Source organism: Pseudomonas sp. FW215-R2, from assembly GCF_058789255.1.
The window spans coordinates 87,878-107,692 of the sequence record NZ_JBYTBO010000001.1; the positions used below are offsets into that span (position 1 = coordinate 87,878).

The following is a 19,815-nucleotide window of genomic DNA, read 5'->3' on the forward strand; positions in this document are numbered from 1 at the left end:
TCGAGCCTTTCGACGACCGAGACTGCCAGCGCTTCAGCGGTCTGAAGTGTCCATCAGATACCGTGAAGTACCGGGCCGCTCACCCTAAAGCCCGACCCTCACCGGCTCGCCGGTTTCCTGACGTGACAAGGCAATCAGTTGCTGGTTGCGCTCAATACTGCGTTCAACCTCGAGCATCTGCACCGCCTCCTGGTACGCCGCGCTGGTGACGTCTTCGTATTCATCCTCAAGTCGCTGCAATTTTTCATCCGAACTGCGCTTGAGCGCGCCGAGTTCATCCGGGTACTTCCCGGTCAGGTATTGCACCCAGTAATCACGGCTGATCAGTTCCTCATAAAACCCCTCGCCTTTTTCAGCCTTCACCACCGCCGCGCGAGCGGCTGCCAGATCCTCGCCCCTGATCGGCCGGGCAAACCGCATGTGGCTGGGTTGCCCAGGCAATAGCAGGCCATCATCCCAGCCGGAGGTCAGGCCGATTCGATACTGCAGGCGCACTTCCGCAGGATCGGCGTGACGGTCCATGCTGCGCGCCGCGAGTTTTTCCACCTCACCCAGGCGAAACAGTTGTCGCGACAAGTCGAGCAAGGCGCGCCCCTTCGCCGCAAGACCTGGCTGCAGGTGTCGCAAGGCGTTGTACTCATACACTTTGACCTCGATTTCGCTGAGCGCCAGTGTGCGCCCGTCGACGCAGGTCGTGTGCGTGGTTGCCATGGAAAACAGCGTATCGCGCAGCTCCTGGCTGCCATCGGCCGCCTCGACGACTTCCCAGACCCGTCGGGTCAGGTCGGCGCGAAACACCCGGAATTCCTCGGTGTCCGGCATCCGCGACAGCAGATGGAAGAAGGCCTCGTTGTCGGGCTCGACTGCCAACCGCTGCCACATCGCCCGATAACGCAAGGCGTCCTCCTGGGGGATGTTTTCAATCCATGGTGTCACTTGCTGCTCAAGGACCGCTTCGGCGAGTGCCGGAAGGACCTCATCGGGTTCACTGTCGATCCTCAGGTCTTCGTCATCGCTTTCGGTGGTGCTGTCCAGATCGTCGATCATTCGGTCGATATCGGCATACGTCATGCCCAGCGCGTCACGACGCCCCTGCGCATCAGCGTATTCACGCAGCCGAATGAGGCTTTGCTGCGACATTTCGTAGTTTTCCGAAAGATTGCTGCCGGCAATCAGCGCAGCATGGCTGCCGTCATACAGCTGCGTTGGAATTGACGATATTTCGTTGTTGCTCAAGTCGATCGCCTGCAAGTGCGGGGCTTGCAATACTCCCTCCGGCCAAGCCGTGAGCAGGTTGTCACGCAGATCCAGCCGCTCCAGTCGCCCGAGTCGAGCGACACTGAACGCGCGCAGGCTGTTATGGCTCAGATCCAGCCATTGCAACTGGGTCAAACCTTCAAGCGTTTGAAACAGCGCCGCGGAGTCCGCAAGGCCGGTGAACGACAGTTCCAGTCGCGCCAGCCGACGCATTTGCCCGACAGGTTCGGGGATAACCGGCAAGTGATTGCCACTGAGGTTGAGTCGGCGCACCTGCGTGAATGCCCTGAGGAACGCATTGGAACCATCGGTGGAAAGCTTGACACCCGCCAGGTTCAGGGTGCTCACCGCAGGAAACACGTCCGTCAGCTCGGGCAGATTGCCTACTTGCAGGCCGTCGAGGTTCAGCTCGCGATCAGTGACGCCATTCCAGTCGATCGTACCTTCCCGCCAACATTCGATGATGCGCTGCGCAGCAATCTGGCGGGTGCGCGACGACACGACCCAATCCATACCGCGGGTTTCGTGGGTGAACAACCAATCGTTGAGGCGCCGCGTCAGCGACTCGAATGTCTGTTCCCAAGCGTCGATTCGCGCACTGATCTGCACCTCGGTCAGCCCCGCGCCCTGCATCCGTTCGATGGCCTGTTGTGCCCGAGTGTTGTCGTACTGCGGGCGCAGGCGGCGCAAGCGCGCGCCCCATCCGGCCGGCCCTTCAACAGCAGGCAACCGTGGCGGCAACGGCAACAGGCGCCGCGCGATGACCGAACCGCTTTCGGTGGGCGGTGTACGGTGACGCGGTTCCTCCAGCGCAAAACGCTGCAACGATCCGGGGGCCAGGCCTCGGGCGCCTTCGATCCTCTGCCGCGCAGTGGCGAGAGCGGCTTTGGCTTGCGGGTTCAACGGGGTGCCGGTCAGGCTGGTATCCAGCAACAATGCATCACGCGCCAGCAGCGTATCCGGCAGCGAGGTCAATTGGCTGTCGCTGAGATCCAGCCAGGTCAGTTCCGGAAGATCCTCGGCACCGGCCGGCCATTCGCGCAGGGCCGTCGAACTCAGGTCCAGCGCCATCAGGCGATTCATGCCGCGCACGTCGACACGCTCCAGAGGGTTATCGTGCAGGTTCAGGGTTTCGAGCGCCGGCAGATCGCTCGGTTCCAGCGGCAGTTCGGTCAAGCCACAATGGCTCAGGTCGAGGGTATCGACCCCGCGGAAGGTGCGGATGAAACCGCGCAACTGTTCGACCGGGGCCTGCAACCCGGCCAGATGCAGGCTTCTGACGTGGCTGAAACCTTCAGCAGACAAGACCGGCAGACTGTCCACGGGAGAACCCAGAATATCCAGCACCGACGGATCGGTGGGCAAACTGACGTACAGGTTGAAAAACACGCTTTCGGTGCGCGCGCCGTAGCGCTGGAACAAGCCACTGCGCCAATTGCTCCGCAAGGTTTCGGCGACTGCCGAGCGTGCGGCGCCGCCGTTGGCGATGGTCGGTTCGGAACCGACCCACTCTGTCAGCCGGTTGAGTTCGCTGAACTGTTCACTCAGGGCTTCGATGGCGACGAGCCGGCTCCCGGCATCTGTCCATTGCGTCTTGAAACCATTGCTCAGGACATCGAACAGGCTGGACTCCATGCCGACAAAACGCTTGAGCTCACCGCGACAGTAGTCGGCAACCATTTCGTCCAGATCGATCAGATGCCGAGGTTGACTGCGGACGAATTCGTAGATCGGTTTGAACACCCGGCGCGGGAACTTCGACCAGTCCAGCGACAGACCGGACAACAGTCGCTGATGACCTTCATAGATTTCCATCGGCAGCGCATTGATCGAGGTTGATCGCAGGTTCAGACGCTCCAGTCGTGGCAAATCCAGAACACCGCGCGGCCATTGATGCATTTGCGGGCTGCCGATTTCGAGCCTGCGCAGCTGGCGCATGCCGCTGAAATCAAGCTGCACCGGCACCACTGGGTTGGCGCCGCTGCCGGTACAGTGCAGCTCCAGCTCCTCGAGCCGGGTCAGTTCCCTGATCCTCGACGCCACGGCGCCCGTGAGGGGTGTGGCCAGTTTCAGCCGGGTCATGTGCCGCAGTGTCTTCAACGTTGTGAGGACCTTGTCGAATTCCGCGACGCCGGCGCTCATCACCAGTTTTTCAACGTTGGGGAACGCTGCAAGCGTGTCACCCACTACCGGGGCGCGCAGTGTCAGTTCGCGCACGTGAGAGAAATCCGCCGTCAATGGCGGCAGCGGAGCATCACTGATGATCGTGAGGCGCGCCGCCTGAGCATTGTGTTCGGCCAACGGTGCGTTGCGCCAACAGTCCTTGATGTTTAGCGCCACGCTGACGAATTCGTCACGGGCATTGCGCAGGCGCAGGTTCTGCGACATCAGCCATTCATCAAGCGTTGTTTCCAGCTCTCGCCATTCGCTCATTCGATTGTTGAGCAGATGAAGGATCTGTTGGTCAGTCTTGCCCAGCCGCCATTGCTCAAGAATGAAGCCGCGGGCCTGGACGTCGGTCAATCCCGGATAGACATTCTGCACGTGCCCGATCAACACAGGGTCTGGCCCCGGCCCATCGCCGCTGGCGGGATAACCGAGCAGTTTGGGGGCAATGCGTTGCGGCGGCTTGAACCAGGGTTTCTCGGCGGCGCCTGCGCGAAGAATCTGTGCCGACTGACTGCGCTCGGCAAGCGCCCGATCCATGATCGCGCCTTGCAACTCGACACTCTGCCCGACATTCGGCAGACCCAGCGCATGACGTGCCGGATCGGGCAAGGCATGCATCAACGAGGCGAAAAAGTTGTCGCCCCTGACCGGAATACTGTTAAGCGGCTCGCCTCGCTCATTGGCGGCTTGATAGGCGCCCCCGTACTTGACCAGATACTTGTGTTCGGAGGCCGTTTCGCTGCCGATGGCATCCAGCATCGGGCCGCTGATACTGCCCTCGCGGACTTCCAGACGCACGTCATTGGACCAGCCCGGTAGCCGTCCCAACGTCTGCAACGCGAGATGGCGGCTATCGGCAGAGGCCATGGTTTCACTGCGCAATCCGGCCAGGGCCCGGCTCAAGCGCCCTGCCTGGCCATACCAGCGACCGAGTTCCTGTAAATGCAAGGGGACCTTCGCTGCGCTGTCCAGCCGTGCCAGTTCCCCGGCATTGGCTTGCCCCAACACGGCTGCGGCCGCACGGTCGGTCAGGCCGGGGATCACTCGTTGCAGCTTTGCTGTCCGAGGCTCTACAGGCTCGGTTCCCTTGAGCAGGCTGTTGAATAACGCAGGCTGACGAGCGCTGGCGAAGTCGGCAATCTGTCGGGAGAACTCCTGCGCCCGTGCCGACCGAACGCGTGCAGGCTCGCCACCCAACAGGCGAATCGTCTCTGCTTCATCCAGCGCCGCGAGTATCCGGGTCGGCAGCTGACCGTTCAACACCTCGGCCCGGCTGATCCGGATCGGCGCCTTGCCGCCGCGCTTCGTCCCGTAACTGCGCGCCCTCCCCGAGAGTTCAGGGCTGTCGTAGATCTTCAGCACTCGTCCGAACGGCCAGCGTGGGATATCGGGAAGCAGCGCCAGCAGATGCAGAAAGCGACTGTCGATCGCCTGTGCACCGGCGGCCTGCCCGACGATCAGTCCGGCGTCACGCTCGGCGTTGAACAGGCGCATGGCGTCCGCCAGTTCCGGCGGCGGCAAGGCATTGTCCAGGTGCATCTTGCGCAAGGCGTTGTCGCTGACACCGGCGACATCGGCCATCGTCAGCAATTGTTCGTCAGCAAAGGGCTCGGTGCTGTGGCCGATGCGCCGCAACAGCGTCAATCGATCCCAATCCTGTGGGCGTTCCAGGGTATGCCGCCATGCGCCGGCGCCGTTGTGCGCCAGGGGCGGCTGATAGGCCTGCGGATCGCTCGGATGCTGGATGCGCCAGGCCTTGAGCGATTCGTCATAAGCCTGCTGGTAGGTCTTGCCGTCGAGCCGGATGCAGGTTTTTTCTCCGGCCTCGTATTGCCCCAGCGCATTCGGTATCGCGTGCGGATCCAGCCTAACCGGACTCTCGTAACCACGAAGGTCAGGCTTCCACAAACGGGTCGTGCCGTCGGGCAATTCCACCTGATGCAGGTTCTCGATGACCGGCACCGATCTGGCTGCCGCCAACCGAGCAAACCCCTTTCCCGCCCCCGCCATCAAGGCAATCAACGCGAGATTCTGCGCGACATCGATCAGATGGGCCTTGGCAGCCTTGCGATCACCTTCGCTCCACTCGATGGCGCCTTCAAAGGTTTCTTCGAACAGTTGCCCGGCCATCACTACCATCATCACTTCGCCCAGCACCGGCACGAACATCGAGACACCCATCAGCACCAGCATGCCGATGTTCAACAACGCGGCGAACTTCTCCGAGCGCACCCTGGCGTCGACATCCGCCGTGGGCACGGCATGGCTGCGGGCATCGGCGATCAACCGCTCACGATGCTGCTCGAACTGGTAATTCCACAGGTCGACATTGTCCGACCAGATCCCGCCCCCCTTGCGAGACAGGTCAACCGGGTTCAGATACGGCTCAACATTCGGCACCTGCTCGACCGGCGGCGCAGGCGGCAATTCGCGGATCCCTGTCAGCGCGGCGTTGATCGGGTTGAGTGCCTTGAAAAACTCGTTGAGCAGCGGCTCGTAGGGCGCCAGTCTTTGCGAGAACGTGCGGTTCGGCTTGTCGTCGGTGAATTGGTCGAAGTAGCGCGGCCGGTCGGCATAGGCGACGAACTGACTGAAAAAGCGCTGGTAGGCATTCGGTTCGGCGGGATGAGTTTGAGTCGCGTCGCGTGCGGTAAACCGCTGCTTGAACATTGCTGCGATTTCCCGCCCCTTGTAGCGTTTGAGCGGGTGGTAGGGATCACCCGGGATATACAGGATCGAGTCGTCGCTGTAGCGATACTTCTCGCAGATTGTGAACATCACGCAGCCAGTCATGCGCCGGCCCATCAGGCCCAGATCACGGAACCAGATCTGCCGACGGCCCTGACGCGGTACCAGTTCACCGTTGAGGATCGAGCGAATCGAGGCGTAGTCTTCGTGTCCGATATCACCTTTGACCAGTGCCAGTTCGGCCGCCGCACGCAGAGCGGTTTTATGCGCGGCGACGAATTTGTCGCGCAGCACGTGTTCGGTCACTGCGTCCTTGGGGCGCAGGAAATCCCTGAGGTACGCCTGATATTTCGCCCCGATGTCCAGTGAACGGCACAGACCGGTGAATTGCTCGACCGTCAGGGGCGTGCTCAACGGCGCAAGCGTGCCGGGTGTCGAGGTTTCCCTGCGAAATCCCGAGGTTTCATGAAAGGCGCCACGTTTACATTCACGGTCTTCGAAGTTGTGCAGGGCCGCTTGCAGCAAAGGCAATTTCAGGACTTCGAAGAAATCGATGTCGATGGCAAAAATCCCCATTTCCACCGGTTTGTTCAGCAGCAGCCAGGTCTTGTTGAGGTCCAGCGTCACGTTGAAGCGGTCCTTGAGGGCCTTGGTCAGCAACGGCGCGGCGAAGCTGTCGATGTCCTGGAAGCCCGACATGGCTTTGTCCAGGCGAGCCTGGGCAGCGAGGCTGGCAGTCACGGCGTCGCCCACCGCCTTGCGTTGATCGCGCGAGGCGCGCCTGTACCAGTCGGGCGTGGCGTTATCGGCACTTTTCAGCCCTTCCCGCTGCTGAACCGATGCGTTGATCAACCAGTCGGGGCTGGCCTGCTGGAGGAAACCGGCGTGCAGACTTTGCGTTACAACCGGCCCGGGAGGCGGTGCAGCCTTATCCGGCGAAGGTGGGGTGAGAGGGATTTCGGGCATGATTCGCTCCTTGAAATGGAGCGAAAGCAGACCATGGCGAACCTCCGTGGCTGCGGTATATATGTCTCGCAGTACGGCGTCTTGTCAGCGGAAATGTCAGGCTCGAGCGGCGCTATCTTTCCCGCGCAAAGGGACTAATATTCGAACGCCCCGCCTTGAATTTCCAGGAACCCGGACATGCGTTTATCCGAATTCATCAGGCAACACGCGGATCACATCGTCGAGGAATGGGAGCAGTTCGCCCGTACGATCACGCCGGCGGCCGACAATATGGATCAGACGGCGCTGCGCGACCATGCCAAGGCCATCCTGCTGGCCGCCGCGCGGGACATGGACACCGCACAAACCGCCAGCGAGCAAATCGCCAAGGCCAAGGGCGAAGGCCCCGAGAAAACCCCGAGCCTGGACGAGGCCGGCGCCAGCCACGGTGAGTTGCGGCATACGGTGGGGTTCGACCTGGTGCAGATGACCTCGGAATTCCGTCACCTGCGCGCCTGTGTGATTCGCTTGTGGGTCAACTCATTACAGTCGCCGGACATGACCTACTTTCAGGACATGATCCGCTTCAACGAAGCCATCGACGAAGCGCTGGCGGAATCCACGGCAGCCTACGCCGAGCAGGTCAACCGCTCGCGCGACATTTTCCTCGCCATCCTCGGTCACGACCTGCGCGCGCCGCTGCAAGCGGTCAGCATGTCGACCGAAGTGCTGATGCGCAAAACCACCCTGGAAGGCGATGCGCTGACCTGCGCGCTGAACATCAAGCACGGTGCGCGGCACATGGCGGCCATGGTCAGCGACCTGCTCGAACTGGTGCGCAGTCGCCTCGGCAAAAGCCTGCCGATCAACCCTGTCCCCATGGACCTGGCAGAAGCCGCGCGCCGGGCGATCGCCGAAGCCTGCGCCGGGAATCCGGAATGCGATCCGACACTGACCATCAGCGGCGATACCCGGGGTGCCTGGGATGCCGGACGGATCGATCAGCTGTTGCAGAACCTGATCGGCAACGCCTTGCAGCACGGCTCCGATCCCCGCGAGGTGAGCGTTGATCTGCGCGGCGACACCGACAACGTGTGCCTGAGCGTGCATAACGACGGCACGCCGATTCCCGAAGAGGCCATCGGCACGATTTTCGATCCGTTGGTACGCAGCGCCGACGAAGAACTCGGGCAGCCGTCGACCAGCCTCGGTCTGGGGCTGTTCATCGTCAAGGAAGTGGTGACCGCCCACGGCGGGACGATCGAAGTCAGTTCAAGCGAAGCCGACGGAACGCTGTTCAGCGTGACGTTGCCCAGACAGGTTTGAAGCGCTACTCGACCACCAGCCGCGCCAGACGCTGGCGCAGCATCCGGTTCTCGGCCCGCAATTCCTTCACTTCTTCCAGCAGGTCCAGCGCCAAGGCGACGCCTTCCCATTCCAGCTCCAGGTCGCGCCGCAGCTTGACGGCGCGTTTGGCCAAGGCCAGCTCGTAGTCGGTGAAGCGCCATTCCCGGGGCTGCGCGCCCTGAGGTTCGAGGATGCCGTGTTCGACGATTTCGATCACGTAGACGTCCGACAGGTCGGCCGCCTCACAGAATTCTGCCATGTCCAGTTGAACGATCAGGGGGCTGCTCATGATGGGCTACTCCGTCGCCGGGTTCAGAAGTTCTCTCGCGGGTTGAAGGCGGCTTTCTTCGCCAGTTCCTGCCACAGCGCCTTGACGTCATCACCCGCAGCCTTCGGCATCACGGCCTTGAGCTGGACGAACAGATAACCGCGCTCGCCGGCCTTGTTCTGCAGACCATGGCCCTTGGCGCGCATGCGCTGGCCGTTCTGGCTGCCGGCCGGGACCTTGAGGTTGATCTTGCCGGTCAGGGTCGGCACGGCCACTTCGGCACCCAGCGCCAGTTCCCACGGTGCCAGCGGCAAGGTGATGATCAGGTTTTCGCCTTCGACATCGAATTTCGGGTGCGGCGCGAAACGGATGGTCAGGTACAGATCGCCATTGGCACCGCCACCGATGCCCGGTGCGCCCTGGCCCTTGAGGCGGATGCGCTCGCCGTCGGTCACGCCCGCCGGGATCTTCACGTTCAGGCTCTTGCTGGTGTTGCTGACGTGCTGGCCGGAACCGTTGTATTGCGGCACCTGGAAGCTGATTTTTTTCGATTCGTTCGAAAGCGTCTCTTCGAGAAAGATCGGCAGTTCCAGTTCCACGTCTTGCCCTCGCCGTCCGGCGCTACGGGATTGCCGGCCTTCGCCGCCACCGAAACCGGGGCCGCGATTGCCGAAGATCGAACTGAAGAAGTCCGAGAAGTCACCGGTGTCGCCACCGCCGCCACCGAAGCCGCCACGGCTCTGCCAGCCCGGTGGGCCCTGGAACGGCTGACCGTGCTGCCCGTAACGGCGCAGGTCGTCGTATTCGGCGCGCTTGTCGGCACTTTTCAGCGCTTCATAGGCTTCCGAGGCATCCTTGAACTTGGCCTCGGCGTCTTTTTCCTTGCTGACATCGGGGTGGTATTTGCGCGCAAGCTTGCGATAGGCCGCCTTGATTGCCTTGTCATCAGCCGTCGGCTCCACGCCGAGTATCTTGTAATAGTCTTTGAAGTCCATTGAAGGAGTCACCATCCGTTATCGGTTTCGCGCCGCCGTCAGCATGCGCCGATTCGCGCGTGCCAGGTTGACCGATCTCAAACTTGTGACCGGGTGGCGCAGCAGAAGTTTATCGGCAGTGGACGGCGGTTCTTGCGACCGCCGGTATGTCTGCCGGCCCATGCCAGCAAGTTTGGGGCAAAGCGGCGACTTTCAAGCAAGCTTAGTCGTGAAATAGCAGATGACTGGCCTTCGAATCTGTCGCGCACTGGCATACACTGCGCGGCCGTTTTTTTGACCGGAACCGAAAGACCATGAAAGACGCCTCTCCAGCCCGTGCCTGCGGCATCGACTTCGGCACGTCCAACTCCACCGTCGGCTGGCTGCGCCCCGGCATGGAAACGATGATCGCGCTGGAAGACGACAAGATCACCCTGCCGTCGGTGGTCTTCTTCAACATCGAGGAGCGCCGCCCGGTCTACGGTCGCCTGGCGCTGCACGAGTACCTGGAAGGCTACGAAGGCCGGCTGATGCGCTCGCTCAAGAGCCTGCTCGGTTCCAAGCTGATCAAGCACGACACCAGCGTCCTCGGCACCGCGATGCCGTTCAAGGACTTGCTCGGTCTTTTTATCGGCCAGCTCAAGAACCGCGCCGAAGCGGCCGCCGGTCGTGAGTTCGAACAGGTGGTGCTGGGCCGTCCGGTGTTCTTTGTCGACGACGATCCGCTGGCCGACCAGGAAGCCGAAGACACCCTGGTGGAAGTGGCGCGCAAGCTCGGCTTCAAGGATGTGTCGTTCCAGTACGAGCCGATCGCTGCGGCCTTCGACTACGAGTCGACCATCGAAAAGGAAGAGCTGGTACTGATCGTCGACATCGGCGGTGGTACGTCGGACTTCTCGCTGGTGCGCCTGTCGCCCGAGCGTCGGGGCATGGATAACCGTCACGACGACATCCTCGCCACCGGCGGTGTGCACATCGGCGGGACCGATTTCGACAAGCAACTGAGCCTGCAAGGCCTGATGCCGCTGTTCGGCTACGGCAGCCGCATGAAGAGCGGCGCGTTCATGCCGACCAGTCACCACATGAACCTGGCGACCTGGCACACCATCAACTCGGTGTACTCGCAGAAATCGACCCTGGCCCTGGGCAGCATGCGTTACGACATCGAGGACACCGGCGGCATCGACCGTCTGTTCAAGCTGATCGAACAGCGCGCCGGGCACTGGCTGGCGATGGAAGTGGAAGAAACCAAGATCCAGCTGACCCACAACGACAGCCGCCACGTGCCGCTGGACCGGATCGAATCCGGGCTGAGCGTCGAGCTGACCCGGGCCTTGTTCGAATCGGCGATCGATACGCAGCTGGAGCGCGTGCGCGGCAGCGTCACGCAATTGCTGGCGGACGCCAATGTGGCGGTGGGTCAGGTCGATACGGTGTTCTTCACTGGTGGTTCGAGCGGTATCCCGGCGCTGCGCAACAGCGTCTCGGCGATGCTGCCAAACGCGCGGCATGTGGAAGGCAACATCTTTGGCAGCATCGGCAGCGGCCTGGCGATTGAAGCCATGAAACGCTATGGCTCGATGAACTGATCCAAAAGCGGCGGTTGATCGTTCCCACGCTCCGCGTGGGAATGCATCCCGTGACGCTCCGCGTCACAGCCTCAACAGCGGACGCAGAGCGTCCATGGCGGCATTCCCACGCAGAGCGTGGGAACGATCATTGCGGCTTCTAAACCATCCCGCCCAGCTTCAACTCACTCTTCAGATACGCGTAATAAATCGGCCCCGCCACCACCCCCGGCAGGCCGAACGCGGCCTCGAACACCAGCATCGCCAGCAGCAACTCCCAGGACTTGGCACTGATCTGCCCGCCGACGATGCGCGCGTTGAGGAAGTATTCGAGCTTGTGGATAAAGATCAGGTAGCCCAGCGCGGCAATCGCCACCCAGATCGACAGCGACAGGCCGACGATGGTGATCAGCGTGTTCGACATCAGGTTGCCGATCACCGGCAGCAAGCCGAGCAGGAACGTCAGCACGATCAGGGTCTTGGTCAGCGGCAGCTTGATCCCGAACAGCGGCAGGATCACCGCCAGGAAGATCCCGGTGAAGAAGGTGTTGAGCAGGGAAATCTTGATCTGCGCAAAAACGATATTGCGAAACGCCTGAACCAGCAGGTGCAGACGATCGAACAATGCGGCCGCCAGCGGCTTGCGCTTGGTGACGTCCGGTACGCGCTGCAGCGCGATGATCGCGCCGAGCACCATGCCGATCAGCAGGGTCACGAACATGTGCGCCGCGTCCTTGCCCACCAGTTGCAGGTCGGACAAGTGCTTGCTCAGCCATTCACCGATGGCCACGCGAAACTCCGCGGCACTGGCCGGCAGATAAGCATCGACAAACGGCGGCAGTTGCCCGCGCGCACGATCGACCACGCCCATGAATTTGTCGAGGGAAGCCCCGGGGTTTTCCGCCTCGTGCAGCAGGAAACTGATGGCCCCGGCAAAGATCAGCGCCAGCACACTCACCACCAGCGTGCCCAGCAACGCCACCGCCAGCCAGCGCGCGCGGCGGCCTTCGATCAGCCGTTGCAGTTGTGGGGTGAGCATGTTGACCAGCTCGAACACCAGCAGCCCGGCCAGCAGACTGGGCAACAAGCGCAGCGGCAGCACCAGCAGCAAACCGCCGAAAATGATGATGCAACTGACCCAGAACACAACATGACGCTCAGAAAACGTTGGCATACAGCCTCAAAACGAACGGCGTAAAAGGATTGGCAGTCTGCCAGCGATCCAGCGCCGAAGCGAGCGGATGCCCTGCCGCTCGCTGCGATCTGTCGATCTTATTTTTTCTTCAGGCAATCACTCATGAAGGTTTTGCGCGCATCGCCGGTCAGGGCCTTGGTCTTGGCGTCGGCATTACAGGTTTTCATCTTTTCCTGCTGCGGGGTCAGGGTCTTGGCGTCGTTGGCCGCCGGCGCTGCCTTGAGGCAAGTGCTCATGAAGGTCTTGCGCTCATCGCCTTTCAGGCTCTTGGCCGTGGCGTCGGCGTTGCAAGTGGTCATCTTGTTCTGTTGCGCCGTGGCGGCAAAACCCTGGGAGCACAGCAGCAGACCGATCATCAACAAAGGGACACGCAACATCTTCATGGAGTTTTCTCCTTGTTGCCGCATCGATGGAGGCGGCCTCCGGCTGAGTGTAGTCAAAGCTTGTTACACCTTCCTAGTCTCCAGATGGCTACGCCGGTATTGTTCCGGCGTACATCCGGCCTGCCGCGCAAACATGGCGATGAACGCAGACCCGCTGCTGTAGCCGAGATCGAAGGCGATTTCCTGCACGCTGCGCGAACTCTCCAGCGCCTCGATGGCCGCGAGATAGCGCAGCCGCTGGCGCCATTCGCCGAAACTCATCCCCAACTCCCGCACGAATTGCCGGGCCAGGGTGCGCTCGCTGACATGCACCTGCGCCGCCCAGTGCGCCAGCGGTTCATTGTTGCCGGGCTCGGCCTGCAGGGTTTCGAGGATGGTCAGCAACCCGGGACTGCTGGCGTATGGCAGATAACACTGATGAACCGGCGCCTGCCGCAACTGATCCACCAGCACCTGGGCCAGGCGCTGGTCGGCATCGAACGCGGGGATCTTCACATCCCGGGCGGCGAAGTCCTTGAGGATTGCCTTGAGAATGTCGCTGATCGCCAGGGTGCAAGCCTGCGCCGGTAAATCCGCGCACACCTCGGGCGCCAGGCACACCGCCCGATAATTGACCGGCTGATGACTGTAGAAACTGTGCTCGACCTGTGGCGGCACCCACACCGCGTACTGCGGTGGCGACATGAAGCGGCTGCCGTCGACATCCATGTGCAGCACGCCGTGGGCCGCGTATTCCAGCGTGCCCCACGGATGGCGGTGCGGCGCGGCGTATTCATGGGCGTTGAAGTCGGCATAGCGGAAATACACCGCCGACGGCAGTTCGCTGAAATCCAGCAGATCGATGTGTTTACTGTTCATGCTGTCCGGAATCAGAGGCAGGTTGTCCGGTTCGCAGTATAGGCCTGCATCCAGACAGGGGATAATCACCGTTCATCAACGTACTGGTTTCTCCTCCCATGCAATACGCGTTTCCCCTGCTGGCGATTTTCATCTGGGCCGGCAACACCGTGATCAACAAGCTTGCCGTCGGCGCGATTTTTCCCGCCGAGATCGGCTTCTACCGCTGGCTGCTGGCCGGTTTGCTGTTTACCCCGTTCATGCTCAGGAAGGTAATCGCGCACTGGCCGCAGATCCGCCCGAACCTGGGCAAGATTTTCATCCTTGGCGTGCTCGGCATGGCGGTCTATCAGAGCCTGGCCTACTTCGCCGCGACCATGACCACCGCCACCAACATGGGCATCATCCTGTCGCTGATGCCGTTGATGTCGCTGGCGATGGCAATCATCAGCCTCGGCCAGCGCCTCACCGCCGGCGCGCTGGTCGGTGCGGTGCTGTCTTTCGCCGGTGTGCTGGTGGTGGTGTCGTCCGGCAGCCTCGGCGCTTTGCTGCAACATGGCGTGAACCTGGGTGACGCAATGATGCTGATCGCCACCCTCGCCTACGCGATCTACAGCACTCTGCTGAAAAAATGGCAGCTGCGCCTGCCGCCGCTGGTGTTGCTGTACTTGCAGGTGCTGGTGGCGGTGGTGGTGCTGTTTCCGCTGTACGCCGTGTCGCCGAAAACCGGCCTGACCCTGCAGAACATTCCGCTGGTGCTGTACGCGTGCCTGCTGGCCTCGATGCTCGCGCCGCTGGCGTGGATGCAGGCTGTACAGCGTCTGGGGCCGAGTCGGACCACGCTGTTCTTCAACCTGTTGCCGTTGATCACCGCGCTGATTGCCGCGGTGGTGTTGAAGGAACAACTGGCGATGTATCACCTGGTAGGCGGTTTGCTGACCTTGGGCGGGGTGATTCTTTCCGAGCGCTGGACGACCGTCCTCGGCCGCTCCCGCACCCCGAGCGCCGCCTAGACCCCGGCGGCTTTCAACCGCGCCGCGTGCTCGACAAACAGCCGCACCGGGTCCGCGCCTTTGCCGACCAGTCCCAGTGACTGGTTGACGATGTCGAAGTGATCCATCGGGTAGTCATCACCGATGACCGTGCCCAGGTGCGAGCTGTAGCGTCCGACCATGCCGTCGCACTGCCCCGGCTCGCGCACGAAGGTCTTGGCAAACAACCGGCAACTGCGATTGGTACCGTCGAACAGGTTGCCGCCACGGTCGGTCTTGCCCGGCTGCAAGGTGCCGGACCACGAGTAATAACGCACCCCGTTGACCTCTTCCGGCCCCTGCCCGCCCCAGGTTTCCGGCAAGCCCTGTGGATAACGCTGGTTGAACAGCGCCACGCCTTCGGTGGTCAGGGAATGGTGTGAGGCGTGGATATCCACCGGCAGTTTCGGCCCGTGGTAACCGGTTTCCATGAGTGCCATCAACCAGCCGACAAAACGCAGCAGCGCCTCAAGAATGCGGCCCCGGGCACTGTCTGCCGGATAGTGTTTCGCCAGATAGTCGGCCAGTTCCGAACCGTGATTGGGTCCGGCCACCGACGTCACCGACGCCACCAGATCCGGGCGCTTCGCCGCCGCGTAACGCGCCGTCAGCGAGCCCTGGCTATGGCCGAACAGATTGACCCTGGCGGCGCCGGTCTCGCGCAGGATTTCATCGATGCGCGCCAGCAACTGCTCGCCACGCACTTCGGTGGAATTGAGCGGCGACACCTGCACCGCAATCACCGTCGCACCACCCCGGCGCAACGCGGCGATGATCCCGTACCAGTACGGGTACAGCACCAGCCGGATAAACCCGAGCATTCCCGGCACCAGCACCAGTGGATAACGTGTGGCCGAATCCTGCGACATGGGCAGACATCCCTGTGGTCGGTGGGTGGATGCATGACGTGCAAAACGCCCGCCAAGCATCCTCCTCGATGATGACAACTCCACGACCAGCCTACTTCAGCCCCACCACCCCCGCCACAATCAGCCCCACCGACAGCAACTTCACCAGCGTCAGGCTCTCGCCCAGCAGCGCGAAACCGAGAAACACCGTGCCGAGCGAGCCGATGGCGGTCCAGATCGGGTAGGCGATGCTCACCGGCAGCTCGCGCATTGCCAGGGTCAGGAAATAAATCCCGCCTACCGCCGCGACCACGGTAACCAGCGACGGCCACAGCCGGGTGAAACCCTCGGCGTACTTCATGCCCATGGCGAAGGTGACTTCGAACCCGGCGGCAATCAGCAGAAACAGCCAGGCCACTTAGAACTCCCGGGCCAGGTCGAGCAAACGCTGCTCGGCCTCGGCCACCGACACCGCGAAGGTGCGTTCGGCGGATTCCTCGCCCTCGGCTGCGACCACCGTGACGTCGTTGATGCCGATGAAACCCAGCGCCGTGCGCAACCATGGATCGGCGTGATTCAGCGCCTCCAGCTCGCCACCCGGGCCGAAACCGAAACCGCCGCGACTGGTGACGATCAGCGCTTTCTTGCCGCGCAACAGCGGCGTGTACTGGGCGATGCCATTGTCCAGGGTGTGATCGAACGTCAGGCCCAGGCGCACGATCTGATCGACCCAGGCCTTGAGGCCGCTGGGCACGTTGAAGTTGTACATCGGCGTGGAAATCAGCAGCAGGTCGTGCTCGAACAACTCGCCCACCAGTTGATCGCTGAGGGCCAGATCGGCCTGCATCGACAGCGGCCGCGCTTCGGGCTCCGGATAAAACGCCGCTGCGACAAACGCTTCATTCACCGCCGGGATCAGCGCCCGCCCGACTTCACGGCGGGTGACCTGAGCCTGCGGATGACGGACTTGCCAGGCGCTGAGAAAACTTTCCGCCAGGCGCCGCGAATGGGAGCGCTCACCACGTGGGCTGGCATGGATCGCAAGAATCTTGCTCATCTGAATCTCCTTGGGACTAGACTTGAGTGGCTGCGTGGCGCCAGATTGCTGCCATTCAGTCATCGCCTCAAATGAGCAAAAATCAGTCTGGCTGAATTGATTTCATCCATGGAGTTTTCATGTTCGCTTCATTGCCGCTGACCGCCCTGCGCGCGTTTGAATCCGCCTCACGGCTATTGAGCTTCAAGGCGGCCGCCGAAGAACTGGCGGTGACGCCGACGGCGATTTCCCATCAGATCCGCTCGCTGGAGGACTGGCTCGGCGTGGCGCTGTTCGAACGCCTGCCGCGTCAGGTGCGCCTGACCGAGGGTGGCGAGCGGCTGTTCCGCAGCCTGCACGGGGCGTTTCTGGAGGTGGCGCAAAGCGTCGACACCCTGCGCCCGCAACGCAGCGGCAGCAGCCTGACGCTGTCGACCACTGCCGCCTTCGCCGCGCTGTGGCTGGTGCCGCGACTGGGGCGGTTTTACGCAAAACACCCGAACATCAATGTGCGGCTGGACACCCATTGCGAAGTGATCGACCTGCATCAGGACGCCAGCGTCGACCTGGTGCTGCGCTACAGCCTCGACGATTACCCGAACCTCTACGGGTTGTGCCTGTTCGATGAGTCGTTCGGCGTGTACGGCTCGCCGGAACAGGTGGCGCTGGCCGCCCGCCGCACCCCGGCGCTGATCAGCGTGCGTTGGCATAACTCGAAGCTCTACGCCCATGGCTGGGAAGCGTGGTGCGCGCAGTCAGGCGAGAACTGGTTGAATCAGCACCCGGCCGTCCGCGAATACGACGAAGAACATTACGCGCTGCAAGCCGCCATTGCCGGGCAAGGGCTGGTGCTGGCGAGCAATATTCTGGTGTCGGAGAGCGTCGCCAGCGGTCTGCTGGTGCCGTACAAGGGCGAGGTGCAAGTCGATGGCGCCGGTTACAGCGCCCTGTGCGTTCCGGGGCGCGAGCGGCATCCACCGGTGAAAGCGTTTTTTGCCTGGCTGCGCGAAGAGGCGCTGCTGTCGGGACTGTCGCCGCGATCATAGCCTCGGCCCGAGGCTATGATCATTGGCGGTTTATCGGGTGGGTTTGACGGTCACCGGCGCCTTGCCTGCCTTCATCTGCTCCAGCAACGGCGCGCACTGATTCGGCTCGCCGCCGCTCGGCGCCACCAGCGCCAGCAGCCCCGCCGCCGGTGCGGCGATCACGCCCAGCGCCACCATGCCGGCCCCACGCAGGATCAGCGGCACCGCTTTCACCCCGGCATCAGGTTTGATGAACTTGCCGCGCACGTACAACGGCGAGCGCAGGGAGATCAGGCGCCAGCCCTTGGATTCCGGGGTCACGGTCAGGTCCAGTTGCTCGGTGGCCATGTTCGCCGTGCCGTCGATGTAGATGATCGCGTTCTCGGTATCGAACACGAACAGCCGCGTGGTCGCCAGCCCGGTCTTGATGTCGAAGTCCGCCGCCGCGCAGTTGATCTTCACTTCCTTGTCGCCAAAGACTTTACCGACCACGTAGTTGCCGACGTTGAGGCCCGCCAGTTCCATCAGCTCACGACTGATCGCGCCGTCATTGATCAGCATCTTCAGATTGCCGTTGGCACCGCCCAGCAGCTTGGCCACCGAGTTGCCGCGACCGCTGATGTCGGCATCGCCGTTGAGCTCGCCGAAACTGGTCTTCATCGGTTCGAAGGTCGGGAACAGTTGCTTGAGCTTGAACTTGCGCGCGGTCAGTTTTGCCCGGCCTTCCAATGGTTCAGTGCGGCCATTGAGGCGGATCTGCGCATCAAGGTTGCCGCCGGCCACGCCGAAGCGCAGCGGCTCCAGGCTCAGTTCGCCGTCGTTGAGTTTGAGGTGGATATAGAGGTCGGTGAACGGCAACTTCTCGCTGTGGACGATGCGTTTGCCGGTGAATTCGACGTCGGCATCCATATCGCGCCAGCGCTCGGTCTTGAACTCTTCCACCGGCAGCACTTTGTCCGTCGGTTGTTTGCTTTCACCGCCGCGGGCCTTTTGCTTGTCATTGGAGTCGGCACCGATCAACGGTGCGAGGTCGGCGAACAGCAGTTGATTGGACAGCAGCGCGCCACTCAGCTTGGGCCGTGGCTGACTGGCGACGTAGGCGAGATCGCCGTGAATGTCGCTGCCGCCGATCTTGCCGTTGAACTGTTCATAGCGGAACTGCGCGCCGTCCGGCTCATGCAGTTTGGCGATCAAATGACCGTCGGTGGCGTATGGCGGTGTATCCGGGAGGGTGACGCCGGTCAGCGGATAGAGATTGCCCAGGCTGGCGCCCGCCAGTTTCAGGCGCAGATCGAGGGCGCCCAGGTTCAGTGGATCGGTCAGCGTGCCGGCGAGTTCGATGCTGGTGTCGCCGATTTTTGCCTGGGCCTGCAGCGGGAACGGTTTGGCCGCGTCCTGCAAGGCCAGCAGGCCGCCGATATTGCCCTGGCCGGCGAGTTTCTGACCGTGGTACTGGCCGGTGACTTTCAGTGCGAAGGCATAATCCTGCGGTGCACCGCCTTTTTCCAGCGCGGTTTTCGCCGCTTTGTCGCCGACGATTTCGCTGAAGGGAATCGGTTTGCCCAGCGGATCGATCAACAGGTCGAGGTTGGTCTTGAGGGTCTGGTCGTCCAGAGTGACATGGCCCTTGTCGAAACCGATGGCGCCGATGTCCACCACCCAGTTCGAGGGCTCGGCGTTCAGGTCCTTGGGATCAAATTTGAAGGTCCAGTTGGCACGACCGTCAGCCAGACGCTGCAATTGCGCGTTGGGTTCAGTCAGGTCGATACGCGGGATCGTCACCCGTTGCGCCAGCAGCGCCAGCGGCGAAATGCGCAGTTCAACCCGCTTGAGGGTGACCATCTGCGGCTGCTTCGACCAATCCGGGTTGCCCAGGGTCAGGTCTTCGGCCACCACATGCGGCCACGGCACCCAAGCGCGCCAGCCACCTTCGTCGAGCTCGCGCCGCCAGACCACAGCGAGGTTGCCGTTGATGGCGAACGGTCGGTGCAATTCTTCCGAGACTTTGGCGTTGAGGGGCGGTTTGATCCGGTTCCAATCGAAGAACACGATGATCAGGACCAGCACCGCCAGCAACAGCAGGAGGGTGGCGAAGGTCCAGGCGAAGATTTTACGCGTGCGCGTCATTGCACAAAGCTCCTGAATACGACGGCGGATCGACACCGCTGAAACGACGGGCCTGATAGGGCCCTCATGAAGTCTACGACTGACAAACAGCCCGCAGGTTTAATCGAAAGCCCCATC

General features: G+C 62.2%; 14 protein-coding genes. 4 read left to right on the top strand and 10 right to left on the bottom strand.

Going from position 1 to position 19,815, the window contains the following annotated elements:
- Positions 1-84: 84 nt before the first annotated feature.
- A complete protein-coding gene (locus AC3WRD_RS00390; RefSeq protein ID WP_102620110.1) occupies positions 85-7,080 on the bottom strand; it encodes an NEL-type E3 ubiquitin ligase domain-containing protein in 6,996 nt (2,331 codons plus the stop codon).
- Positions 7,081-7,257: 177 nt separating this feature from the next.
- Between AC3WRD_RS00390 and AC3WRD_RS00395 the strand changes: the two genes are divergently transcribed.
- The gene (locus tag AC3WRD_RS00395) at positions 7,258-8,385 is read left to right on the top strand and encodes a sensor histidine kinase (RefSeq protein WP_102620111.1); all 1,128 of its coding nucleotides are present in this window, start codon (positions 7,258-7,260) and stop codon (positions 8,383-8,385) included.
- A gap of 4 nt (positions 8,386-8,389) precedes the next feature.
- Here the strand turns inward: AC3WRD_RS00395 and AC3WRD_RS00400 are convergent, their stop codons facing one another.
- Together AC3WRD_RS00400 and AC3WRD_RS00405 are read right to left on the bottom strand one after the other, a co-directional pair.
- On the bottom strand, positions 8,390-8,695 hold the full coding sequence (locus tag AC3WRD_RS00400; protein ID WP_096819778.1) for a chaperone modulator CbpM: 306 nt from the start codon (positions 8,693-8,695) through the stop codon (positions 8,390-8,392).
- 23 nt (positions 8,696-8,718) lie between these two features.
- On the bottom strand, positions 8,719-9,669 hold the full coding sequence (locus tag AC3WRD_RS00405) for a DnaJ C-terminal domain-containing protein (protein ID WP_096819779.1): 951 nt from the start codon (positions 9,667-9,669) through the stop codon (positions 8,719-8,721).
- 293 nt (positions 9,670-9,962) lie between these two features.
- Here AC3WRD_RS00405 and AC3WRD_RS00410 point away from each other — a divergent pair, with 293 nt between their 5' ends.
- Entirely contained in the window at positions 9,963-11,237 is a 1,275-nt protein-coding gene (locus tag AC3WRD_RS00410; RefSeq protein ID WP_102620112.1) for an Hsp70 family protein, read from the top strand.
- A gap of 139 nt (positions 11,238-11,376) precedes the next feature.
- Here the strand turns inward: AC3WRD_RS00410 and AC3WRD_RS00415 are convergent, their stop codons facing one another.
- The 3 genes from AC3WRD_RS00415 to AC3WRD_RS00425 form a co-directional block, all read right to left on the bottom strand.
- Positions 11,377-12,390, bottom strand: a complete 1,014-nt coding sequence (locus AC3WRD_RS00415) for an AI-2E family transporter (RefSeq protein ID WP_096819781.1) — start codon at positions 12,388-12,390, stop codon at positions 11,377-11,379.
- Positions 12,391-12,488: 98 nt separating this feature from the next.
- On the bottom strand, positions 12,489-12,794 hold the full coding sequence (locus AC3WRD_RS00420; RefSeq protein WP_025111807.1) for a PsiF family protein: 306 nt from the start codon (positions 12,792-12,794) through the stop codon (positions 12,489-12,491).
- Between the two features lie 63 nt (positions 12,795-12,857).
- A complete protein-coding gene (locus tag AC3WRD_RS00425) occupies positions 12,858-13,652 on the bottom strand; it encodes an AraC family transcriptional regulator (RefSeq protein ID WP_102620224.1) in 795 nt (264 codons plus the stop codon).
- A gap of 98 nt (positions 13,653-13,750) precedes the next feature.
- On the opposite strand from AC3WRD_RS00425, the gene AC3WRD_RS00430 reads away from it, so the two are divergent.
- On the top strand, positions 13,751-14,644 hold the full coding sequence (locus AC3WRD_RS00430) for a DMT family transporter (protein WP_096819783.1): 894 nt from the start codon (positions 13,751-13,753) through the stop codon (positions 14,642-14,644).
- On the opposite strand, the gene AC3WRD_RS00435 is transcribed toward AC3WRD_RS00430, so the two are convergent.
- The 3 genes from AC3WRD_RS00435 to AC3WRD_RS00445 all read right to left on the bottom strand — a co-directional run bounded on the left by AC3WRD_RS00435 (position 14,641) and on the right by AC3WRD_RS00445 (position 16,567).
- On the bottom strand, positions 14,641-15,531 hold the full coding sequence (locus AC3WRD_RS00435; protein ID WP_102620113.1) for an esterase/lipase family protein: 891 nt from the start codon (positions 15,529-15,531) through the stop codon (positions 14,641-14,643). The genes AC3WRD_RS00430 and AC3WRD_RS00435 overlap by 4 nt on opposite strands.
- 91 nt (positions 15,532-15,622) lie before the next feature.
- On the bottom strand, positions 15,623-15,928 hold the full coding sequence (locus AC3WRD_RS00440) for a DMT family transporter (protein ID WP_096819785.1): 306 nt from the start codon (positions 15,926-15,928) through the stop codon (positions 15,623-15,625).
- Positions 15,929-16,567 (bottom strand): FMN-dependent NADH-azoreductase, encoded by a 639-nt coding sequence (locus tag AC3WRD_RS00445; RefSeq protein ID WP_102620114.1) that lies wholly within the window; start codon positions 16,565-16,567, stop codon positions 15,929-15,931.
- Positions 16,568-16,686: 119 nt separating this feature from the next.
- On the opposite strand from AC3WRD_RS00445, the gene AC3WRD_RS00450 reads away from it, so the two are divergent.
- Positions 16,687-17,592, top strand: coding sequence for a LysR substrate-binding domain-containing protein (locus AC3WRD_RS00450; RefSeq protein ID WP_102620115.1), 906 nt, complete (start codon positions 16,687-16,689; stop codon positions 17,590-17,592).
- 30 nt (positions 17,593-17,622) lie between these two features.
- Here the strand turns inward: AC3WRD_RS00450 and AC3WRD_RS00455 are convergent, their stop codons facing one another.
- On the bottom strand, positions 17,623-19,698 hold the full coding sequence (locus AC3WRD_RS00455) for an AsmA family protein (protein ID WP_102620116.1): 2,076 nt from the start codon (positions 19,696-19,698) through the stop codon (positions 17,623-17,625).
- Positions 19,699-19,815: the final 117 nt, after the last annotated feature.

What these genes read in the sequence shown, in the direction of transcription:
- AC3WRD_RS00390 (WP_102620110.1), bottom strand. Translation starts at nt 7,080, where the DNA reads ATGCCCGAAATCCCTCTCACCCCACCTTCGCCGGATAAGGCTGCACCG.
- AC3WRD_RS00395 (WP_102620111.1), top strand. Translation starts at nt 7,258, where the DNA reads ATGCGTTTATCCGAATTCATCAGGCAACACGCGGATCACATCGTCGAG.
- AC3WRD_RS00400 (WP_096819778.1), bottom strand. Translation starts at nt 8,695, where the DNA reads ATGAGCAGCCCCCTGATCGTTCAACTGGACATGGCAGAATTCTGTGAG.
- AC3WRD_RS00405 (WP_096819779.1), bottom strand. Translation starts at nt 9,669, where the DNA reads ATGGACTTCAAAGACTATTACAAGATACTCGGCGTGGAGCCGACGGCT.
- AC3WRD_RS00410 (WP_102620112.1), top strand. Translation starts at nt 9,963, where the DNA reads ATGAAAGACGCCTCTCCAGCCCGTGCCTGCGGCATCGACTTCGGCACG.
- AC3WRD_RS00415 (WP_096819781.1), bottom strand. Translation starts at nt 12,390, where the DNA reads ATGCCAACGTTTTCTGAGCGTCATGTTGTGTTCTGGGTCAGTTGCATC.
- AC3WRD_RS00420 (WP_025111807.1), bottom strand. Translation starts at nt 12,794, where the DNA reads ATGAAGATGTTGCGTGTCCCTTTGTTGATGATCGGTCTGCTGCTGTGC.
- AC3WRD_RS00425 (WP_102620224.1), bottom strand. Translation starts at nt 13,652, where the DNA reads ATGAACAGTAAACACATCGATCTGCTGGATTTCAGCGAACTGCCGTCG.
- AC3WRD_RS00430 (WP_096819783.1), top strand. Translation starts at nt 13,751, where the DNA reads ATGCAATACGCGTTTCCCCTGCTGGCGATTTTCATCTGGGCCGGCAAC.
- AC3WRD_RS00435 (WP_102620113.1), bottom strand. Translation starts at nt 15,531, where the DNA reads ATGTCGCAGGATTCGGCCACACGTTATCCACTGGTGCTGGTGCCGGGA.
- AC3WRD_RS00445 (WP_102620114.1), bottom strand. Translation starts at nt 16,567, where the DNA reads ATGAGCAAGATTCTTGCGATCCATGCCAGCCCACGTGGTGAGCGCTCC.
- AC3WRD_RS00450 (WP_102620115.1), top strand. Translation starts at nt 16,687, where the DNA reads ATGTTCGCTTCATTGCCGCTGACCGCCCTGCGCGCGTTTGAATCCGCC.
- AC3WRD_RS00455 (WP_102620116.1), bottom strand. Translation starts at nt 19,698, where the DNA reads ATGACGCGCACGCGTAAAATCTTCGCCTGGACCTTCGCCACCCTCCTG.